The organism is uncultured Gimesia sp. (assembly GCF_937910335.1).
Taxonomy (GTDB): domain Bacteria; phylum Planctomycetota; class Planctomycetia; order Planctomycetales; family Planctomycetaceae; genus Gimesia.
In genome coordinates, this window is the sequence record NZ_CALEMX010000164.1 from 1 (window position 1) to 8996 (window position 8996).

The 8996-nt window shown below is 46.9% G+C and carries 6 protein-coding genes; 2 read left to right on the top strand and 4 right to left on the bottom strand.

Going from position 1 to position 8996, the window contains the following annotated elements; all coding sequences use genetic code 11:
• Positions 1-1596, bottom strand: a 1596-nt coding sequence (locus Q0668_RS06430; protein WP_298861557.1) for a glycogen-debranching protein, incomplete at its 3' end; no start/stop codon positions are given.
• Complete coding sequence (locus Q0668_RS06435) at positions 1580-3130, bottom strand: lysylphosphatidylglycerol synthase domain-containing protein (protein ID WP_298861560.1); 1551 nt, start codon at positions 3128-3130, stop codon at positions 1580-1582. The genes Q0668_RS06435 and Q0668_RS06430, both read right to left, overlap by 17 nt.
• A 286-nt stretch (positions 3131-3416) precedes the next feature.
• Between Q0668_RS06435 and Q0668_RS06440 the strand changes: the two genes are divergently transcribed.
• Together Q0668_RS06440 and Q0668_RS06445 are read left to right on the top strand one after the other, a co-directional pair.
• A complete protein-coding gene (locus tag Q0668_RS06440) occupies positions 3417-4385 on the top strand; it encodes an SgcJ/EcaC family oxidoreductase (RefSeq protein WP_298861565.1) in 969 nt (322 codons plus the stop codon).
• A 57-nt stretch (positions 4386-4442) separates the two neighbouring features.
• Complete coding sequence (locus Q0668_RS06445; protein WP_298861568.1) at positions 4443-6089, top strand: hypothetical protein; 1647 nt, start codon at positions 4443-4445, stop codon at positions 6087-6089.
• A 95-nt stretch (positions 6090-6184) separates the two neighbouring features.
• On the opposite strand, the gene Q0668_RS06450 is transcribed toward Q0668_RS06445, so the two are convergent.
• Positions 6185-7861 carry an arylsulfatase gene (locus Q0668_RS06450; RefSeq protein WP_298861571.1) on the bottom strand — a complete coding sequence of 559 codons (1677 nt, stop codon included), beginning with the start codon at positions 7859-7861 and terminating at the stop codon, positions 6185-6187.
• Positions 7862-7918: 57 nt separating this feature from the next.
• Entirely contained in the window at positions 7919-8833 is a 915-nt protein-coding gene (locus Q0668_RS06455; RefSeq protein ID WP_298861574.1) for an N-carbamoyl-D-amino-acid hydrolase, read from the bottom strand.
• Between the last annotated feature and the right edge of the window lie 163 nt (positions 8834-8996).

Here is an 8996-nt window from a genome sequence, read left to right on the forward strand (position 1 = left end):
CAAAAACTCATCTCCCATCCGAAACATGGGAGTCCCATTTGAAACCATCAGCAGACAAAAGAAGTTTTTGATCTGTTGTTTTCTGAGTGACATGACATCTGGTGGAATATTTTCATCACCTTCCCAGCCACAATTCCAACTATAATCGTTTGTGCCATCGGAATTCTGTTCGCCGTTTTCCCAGTTTCTTTTTTCGTTGTATGAAACGAGGTCATATAATGAAAAGCCATCATGCGAAGTAATATAATTGATGCTTTGGTATGGTCTGAGTGCGTGCATGCGGTCATCAGGAAATAAGTCCGAGCTGCCATAGAGTCGGGTCATCAGATCAGGGATATGGCCTTCATCGCCGCGCACGAACTGTTGTAGTGTGTCGCGGTAGGCGGCGTTCCATTGCATCCAGAGATGTCCGGGAAATCGTGAACCAAGTTGAAACTCTCCCGCTGCATCCCAGGGTTCTGCAATAAACCGTCGACCTGCCAAAGATGTGTCTGAACCAATCTGACCGAGCGTTGTAGGATTCGTTTCTTCAATACTTCCATCTATTCTTCTGGTTAACACACTGGCCAAATCAAAGCGAAAGCCGTCCACGTGCATCTCTTTTGCCCAGTAATGCAAGCTGTCAACAATCAATTTGCGGACAGCTCTATTCGCGGTATGCAGTGTGTTTCCGGCTCCGGAGTAGTTCGCATATAGCGCGTTCGGATTGCCTGAGAGTGAATAGTACGTAGTGTTATCAATTCCTTTGAAACTATATGTCGGGCCGGATTCATTTCCTTCGCCTGTGTGATTGTAAACCACATCGAGAATGACCTCGATTCCAGCACGATGCAAAGCCTTAACCATTTCGCAAAATTCAATATGACGTTCACATGTTTCTTGAGACATGCAATAAGTGTCATGCGGAGCAAAGAAACCAAGAGGCATGTATCCCCAGTAGTTTTTGTCCTGAGTATCAAATTGATAAACGGGCATCAATTCAACTGCTGTCACTCCCAGTTCTTTCAGATAGGGGATTTTCTCGATCACCCCTGCAAATGTACCTCGCGCGTTTTCTGAAACATTCGAATTACTGTGCCTGGTAAAGCCACGCACATGCATTTCGTAAATGATCAGATCGGATGTGTGGTGCAGGGGTTCGTCGTTTTCCCAGTTGAAAGCACATTCGATCGATTGCAACACCGAAAGCGGAGCGCATCCCATATTACTACCAGGCTGACTGGCGCGATGTCGGTCAAATGTAGGGGGGAAGAAAATGTTTCGAGAATACGGATCAAGTAATAACTTATCTGGATCAAAGGCATGCCAGTCAAATGGACTTTTTGGAGCAGGGCCATCAATTAGATATGCATAATATTTTGCATGTTTAAAATCTGTAGCGGGAATGCGGCAATGCCAGATTTCTGCGGTTTTGTTCCGATGTGGTTCAAAGTCAAAGACAAAAACTGGTTCGACCAGATCGTCTTCGAGGAAGAATAACAAAGAAACCTGTTCGGCATGCTTTGAATAGAGAGCAAAGTTGAACGCATTTTCTGACGGAATCCAGGTCGCTCCCAAGTGGACGGGAGATCCTTCGCTTTTATCCCAGTGGTCCATGGTGTGATTTCCATCTCGAAAAGGCAAAAAGGAATAAAAAGATGACGACACCTATACTGGCTCGCAGAAATCGGGGTGCGTTTCCATCGTATGTAAAAGTCCACCACAATCCGCTTGAATAATCAACAGATTGATAGGCAAATAATCCCAACCAGATCGAGCAAGTTACGATCACTAGAATCGTACTCGACCAGCCCAGATTAAATGACTCACTTAACTGGGTTCCCTTCTGAGAAAATTGATTGCGACTTGCCAGCAATGCAAAAAATATGATTGAGAGCAATATCGCTTCTTCGTAATCGAATCCTTTTAAAAGCGAGACAATGATTCCGAGTCCTGTCATCAACGTGATGAACCACCAAGCCGAATATGATCTTTGTTGTAAATCACGGCCCAGCACCAGCAGGGCAGCACCAAGTACGCTTCCGATAATATGCGAGATCTCAATCAAGGGCAGAGGAATTGCATGCTGCAAATGGTCTAGCCTGTCAATGACGATCGGAGTGGCTCCTGAAAACAGTAGAACCGCCCCAGCCAATAAAGTGCTCCATGAGAGTATCAGAGGCGCAATCGCAGAGGACCAGTGCGTCGTTTCAGTAACCAGTGGTGTTGCAATCGCACGGTTTAGAGACAATTCGTGCAATGCCAACATGATGAGTGCCACGAAGAGTGGAATCAAATAGTAGATGACTCGAAATACGAGTAATCCGGCTAGAATTGTCGCCGACGATTGTGAACCAACTAACGACAAAATAACTAATTCAAACACGCCCACTCCTCCGGGAACATGCGAAAGTACTACTACGACCGTAGCCAGAAGATAAATACCGAGAAACTCACCAAAGCTGACAGATAATTCTGGGGCTAGAATCATATAGAGAGTGGCAGAAGCTATGACCAGGTCTGCTGCTGAAACTGCCAGTTGCAAGACCGTCATCCCCGTTTTGGGTAATTCAATTTTGATACCTTTAATGATGATCGGTGAGCTTCGGATCAGAGGCAACAATACATAGCCGACAGCGATGGCCAATAGGATGTAGCCAACCGGTTGGACATTTTCAAAAGGGAAATGTAATGACGCTGGGATGGAAAATGGTTGCAGGATAAAGACGATCCCAGCTAAAGCAAAAACGCCAACCCAATAAGTGGTTCCCAGCATGATGATCAATTGCAGAATTTCTACTGCGGATAATCCCCAGGCTGAGTAAAGTCGGTAACGTACCGAAGTCCCGCCGAGCAGTGCCCCAAAATTGTAACTGGTGACAAAGCCGGTAAATGACGCCAGAGAGATTTTACTGAGAGGAAGAGGGTGATGAATGGCTCGAATCGCCAGATAGTCGTATCCGATGAGAACCAGATAGTTGAAAACTGTCAATCCGGCTGCTGCCCAGAGACGCCATGCAGGGATGTGTGCCACTGCAGAGCGGATTTCGTGGATATTATAATGCTTCAATTCCTTCGAGAGTAACCAGAGGGCTCCCATGAAAATCGCGATAATAGCAAGTGGTGCGAGTTTTTTAAGACGATGAAGCATCAACGATTCTTAGGATAAGGACATATATGAAGAAATGGTTATCTTTGCATACGGGAGAAAAAGATCCAGGATTTATTTATCAAAAGCTCTATTAATGTGTAGTTGGGTAGTTCTGGAAGTTGTTACCAGATTCAGCTCTCAAAAAAATCTGAAAGAGATCATAAATAAAGCGTGCAAAATTGAATAGGTGGGAATAGAATAAAACTCAGCGCTGTTGGGGCCAAACAGCTATGTTACTCTCTCACAATCTAAGCGAATTTCAACACCGTTTCTGAAAGAAGTCAGAATGAATCTTCCCCAGCGTAAGACCTGCTTTGGTCTCTCTGTACCCGTATTCGTGTTCTATATTGTGTTGAGCAGCGCACCTGTTTATTCGCAATTTCAACGAACTCCTCAAGCAAGCGGTGTTGGAACCGAAGCAACGAAATCTCAGCCGGCTCCAAAAACTTCACAGCTTCTGCAGTCGATTCAAAAGATTGAACTTGCCTTTAAAGCAGCATTCGACCAAGGCAATGCAAAACAGGTCGCCAGCTTTTGGGCTCCCGAAGGCGAATACATCGAAGCCGGAGGAATGCGATTTGTGGGGAGCCAGGCCATTGAAAAAGCGTATCAAAAGTATTTCAAAGAAACAAAGAATGCAAAAATTGAGATCTCGGTCGATTCCGTCCGTCAGATTGGTGACAATCTGGCAATTGAAGAAGGACGGACTCTCGTTACAGTACCCAAAGTAGCGCCCGATATGAGCCAGTATACAGCCACGTATGTTAAACAGAATGGTAAGTGGTCGATGCTCAGTGTCAAAGAGTATCGCTTAGCCCCTTCTGCTTCTCAGTCTGGATTAAAAGATCTGGAGTGGCTGTTAGGAAACTGGGTTACCGAATTAAAAGGGGTTACTCTGACAACTGACTATCATTGGTTGCCCGGCAAAAAGTTCATTGAACGAACCTATTTCTCCAGCAGAAATGGTAAACCGCAGGTACTCGGCAAACAGATCATAGGCGTTGACCCCAGCAGCGGCGATATTATGTCCTGGACCTTTAATACAGATGGCAGTCATGCAGTGGGAATCTGGGCCGCCGTTGAGAATGGCTGGCTGATTGAGTCGAGAGGTGTCACCAGCGATGGGATGCTAACCAGCGCCCATAATATTCTTTCAAAAATTGATAAGAATGGATGCCGCTGGCAATCGGTAAATCGAACCGCGAATGGAATCGAGTTACCAGACGCGCTTGAAGTGGTCTCAAAACGAAAATAACGTTCTGACGTATTATAGATCAACGTTTATCAAATTTCAGAATCGGGGATAGTTATTATGAGACTTTTCATTAGCCTCATTACTGTGACAACATTTGTCTGTTTCTCTCACGCACAATCAACGACTTGGGCCAGAGGCTTCGGCGGTGGTGGATTTCATGGCGGAGGCGGCGGTTTTCACGGAGGTAGTAGTTTTAGCGGCGGGAGTAACCGAGGAGGTTTCGGCGGTGGTGGTTACAGTGGAAACCGTAACTTTAGTGGTGGTTTTAATTCAGGATCAAGGAATCTCGGCGGTAGTAACTTCAATAGCGGTCGATTTTCTAATTATGGAAGTCGCTCCGATGTTCCCAGTCGATTCAATGACAAGACTGGATTTAATTCGAATTTTATGAATCAGACTCGATCATTTGATCGAGGTAATACAGGCAATTTTAGTCGGTTAAATAATGGCAATTTTAACAAAACTGATTTGAATCGATTTGGAGGAAGTGGGAATATTAATTCTCGAAATGATGGCCATCTCGATGTTGGCAATATGAATTTCAATCAGCGACCAACAGATAAGGGCTTAGGCAACTTTTTGGGCCTGCCTTCCGATGCCGGACATCATACGGTTACGAACTCTCATCCCTACGTTCAGGATTTTACCGGGCGTAATACTGTGAATCGTTCCATCTCTTCCGGTTCAGCTAGCGGAAATGTGTATCATGGACCCAATGGTGGAATTGCAGCGGGAGGCAGTTATACCGGACCACGGGGTAATACCGTCTCTGGCGGAGGCGCTGTCGGGCCGAACGACGGTCATGCTGCCGGTGTTAAAGTGGATGGTAATAATGGAGGCAAGGGCGGTGCCGGGCGCGTTGTTGGTCCCAATGGTGGTTCTGCAGCCGGTGGTCGCGTCGTCGGACCTAATGGCGGAAAAGCAGCGGGTGGAGTTGTTCACGGACCCGGTGGTGGAACTACAGCTGGCGGATTTGTGCGTGGCCCCAATGGAGGTTTTGCGGCGGGCTTTGTGCATGTTCCACCTTCTACTCGGTATTATCATGCGGTTGTGATTCGAGGTGGGTTTTACGGCTATGGTATGTATTCCACTGGTTGGTACGCCGCTAATCCGGGGATGTGGTATGCTCGCGCCTGGCCAGCGGGATATGCCTGGAACTACGCGACTTGGGATGCAATGATGGCCTGGATGACTTGGGAGAATATGCAACCTATCTACTATGACTATGGAAACAACGTCGTCTATCAAGACAATAGTGTTTATGTCAACAAAAAGGATGTGGGTACTGCAGCACAATATACGCAGCAAGCCAGTCAACTCGCAGATGCGGGCGCTTCTGCTAACGTGAGCGATCAGGAGAAGTGGATGCCCCTGGGTGTGTTCGCACTATCACAGAGCGGTCAGACAAAGTCAGACAACGTGGTAGAACTTGCAGTGAATAAACAGGGAGTCATTCGCGGGAATTATACCAACACCAAAACCAAGAAGTCACAGCAGGTCCAGGGATCTGTCGACAAGAAAACGCAACGTGCTGCCTGGACGGTCGGTGATAATAAAAATACGATCTATGACACGGGAGTTTACAACTTAACCAAGGACGAAGCTCCCTTACTGGTTCATATTGGAAAAGATGAGACGCAGCAATGGCTGATGGTGAGACTGGATCAGAAAGATAAAGATAAAAATGCTGCTGCGAGTGAATAGTGAATCGAAGAGCAACAATTTTTGAATGCGAAATTGACAGAGTTGGCTTGTTCAGGCCAACTCTGTTTTCACTTTAGTAGCCGCAACGAAGTACTTTATTTCTTTAACGGCGCCAGGTAATCGATTCTGTAATCTTTGGGGAAGGGGAGTACAAAGTTTTGTTTTGCCCAGAGATTCCATTTTTGCACCAGCTGCGTAACGAGTTCAGGACGCTGTTTTGATAGATCGTTCAGCTCGGTACGGTCTTCGGAAATATCATAAAGTTCCCAGGGGGCGCCCCGGAGTGCAGTGAGTTTCCAGCGTCCCTGGCGAATGGCCCGGTTTCCCTGATGCTCGAAATAGAGGGTGCGTTCTTCCTGCTGTTTCCCTTTGACCAGAGGCAGAAGACTTCGGCCTGGGAGCGGTAGCGTTTTGGCATCGTCCCACCGTTCAGGGTACGTGACTTGAGATGCTTCCAGCAGAGTGGGGACGACATCAATAATATGAGCGGGTGTTGAGATAATGGTTCCGTTTTGTTTTACCTGTGCAGGCCAATGGACAATACCCGGGGACGCAATGCCTCCTTCATGGTTATAATGTTTATAGAGTCTCCATGGTGTATTAGAGGCATTCGCCCAACCAGAGCCTACGCTTTGATGTGTGTCAGGGCCTCCCATTTTGTCGATCTGGTCTCCCCAGTAGAGCGTATTATTGCGGCTGGATTTGATATCAAATCCATGCGGGTCCCATTCGGCACAAGCACCGTTATCCGATGTGAAAATAATCAGTGTGTTTTCCAGTTCATTATTTTGACGTAGAGTCGTTAAGACACGACCGATGTTCTGGTCCATGCGATCCACCATCGCAGCGAAGATTGCCATTCGTCGTGCCAAATCACCACGGCGGTCTGCAGGTAAGGAGTCCCAGGCCGGATTCACACGCGCTTCCGATTCGCCCCAGTCCCAATAGCGTGATCGAGGAGAGAGTTTCGTATCGGCGGGGACAATTCCCAATTGTTTCATACGCGCGATACGTTGTTCTCGGATTTTGTCCCAGCCAACGTGATAGCGATCTGCATATTTGAGAATATCCGCTTTGGGTGCATGTAAAGGGAAGTGAGGGGCATTATAAGCCAGATATAAAAACCAGGGCTGATCAGGATTTCGCCTGCCCATTCTCATGAAGTCAATTGCATAATCGGTGACGGCGTCGGTTCCGTAAAATTCTCCCTTGGGATAAGTGTGCGTACTACGCGAGGCGGGGAGTCTTGTAAAATGATCCACATCCCAAAACGTTTTCGCGCTGACCAGTGTGCCATAAAATTCTTCAAAACCAAGTTTTGTGGGGTCTTCTGTTCCCAGATGCCATTTGCCAGAGAGAAAAGTTCGATAGCCACCTCGTTTCAGGATCTGTGCGATCGTAATTGCTTCATCTGCTATATGTCCCTGATATCCTCGTTGATTGAGATTTCTAGTCATATGTCCCAAGCCAATCCGATGAGGGTATTGGCCTGTCATTAACGTGCCACGTGAGGGGCAGCAGCGACCTGTGTTATAACATTGTGTTAATCGAACTCCCTTTGCAGCCAGGGAATCTAACTGGGGAGTTTCAATTTCGCCACCAAAGCATCCCAGGTCACTATAGCCCAAATCGTCGGCGACGATCAGTAGAATATTAGGTCGTCGCTGTTGTTCTGCACTCCATGACTGTTCAAGCCAACTCGAAAGTGTGAGGACAGCTACAACTGAGCTTATTAACCCTGTTTTCAGGTGAGATAGCGTTCGTGAATGCATGGTGATGTCGTCTTTCTCATTGAGCAATAAAAAATCCAGGAAGGATCACTTTCTGTTTTACTGTTGTGTAATCAACTGATAGTACTCTACGCGACGGTTCATTTCGAAGTTGAGGAGCCCCTCTTTATAGGGAATTGTTTCATCCAGGTCGCAGGCGTGTACAATCAATTCGTCATGATTGGTTTTCGCGACTGCACGAATTTCACCAGAGGGTGCGATCATGCAGCTTTCGCCCAGTTGTTCCACACCCTCTTCACAACCAGTCTTGGCTGCACCTAAAACCCAGGTTCCATTTTGGTAAGCGCCTGCCTGCATGCTCAGTTGGTTATGAAATCCGACGAGTGGATTAAGCTCGGGATATTCAGGGATTTCCATCGGCGTATTATAACCTAGTAGAACGATTTCGACTCCCTGTAAGCCCAGGACGCGGTATGTTTCTGCCCAACGGCGGTCGTTGCAGATGCACATGCCTACGATTCCGCCGAAAGCATTCCAGACCTGAAAGCCGAGGTTACCAACATCAAAATAACGTTTTTCAAGATTTTGAAATGGATTTTGTGGTCGGTGTTCCTTGTGGCCTGGAAGATGGATTTTTCGATGCTTGCCGACGATTCGACCATCACGCTCTACAAGTAATGAAGAATTGTAGCGGCGGATGACTCCTTTTTCTTCCACGATTTCTGCGTAGCCGAGACAGAAGCCCACTTTGAGGCGCCGGGCTTCGTCAAACAAAGGCTGCGTTACAGGACTTGGCATTTCGCGTTCAAAAAATGAATCAATCTCAGACTGATCTTCAATAAACCAATGAGGAAAGAACGCAGTCAAACAACATTCTGGAAAAAGGACCAGCTCACAACCTTGAGCAGAGGCTTCTCGAAGCAAACCTATTAAACGGGCGACGACTTCGGGTCTGGTTTGCTCCAGGGGGACTGGCCCCATTTGCGATACGGCAATTGTGATCAGTCGGCTCATATTCAATCAAACTCTCGGGTTGGTAAACTGCAATTCAATAGTTTAGGACGATGAATTTCATACTCCATGATATCAGTTAGCAGAAAGACGTCCATAAAAGGCCTGCGATTCTTAAACCCGCATTTCCCAGATGACTTCCCTCGCTTTGGCACGTAATTTGCGC

Coding starts and splice junctions, on each gene's coding strand:
- Q0668_RS06435 (WP_298861560.1), bottom strand. CDS start 3,130: ATGCTTCATCGTCTTAAAAAACTCGCACCACTTGCTATTATCGCGATT.
- Q0668_RS06440 (WP_298861565.1), top strand. CDS start 3,417: ATGAATCTTCCCCAGCGTAAGACCTGCTTTGGTCTCTCTGTACCCGTA.
- Q0668_RS06445 (WP_298861568.1), top strand. CDS start 4,443: ATGAGACTTTTCATTAGCCTCATTACTGTGACAACATTTGTCTGTTTC.
- Q0668_RS06450 (WP_298861571.1), bottom strand. CDS start 7,861: ATGCATTCACGAACGCTATCTCACCTGAAAACAGGGTTAATAAGCTCA.
- Q0668_RS06455 (WP_298861574.1), bottom strand. CDS start 8,833: ATGAGCCGACTGATCACAATTGCCGTATCGCAAATGGGGCCAGTCCCC.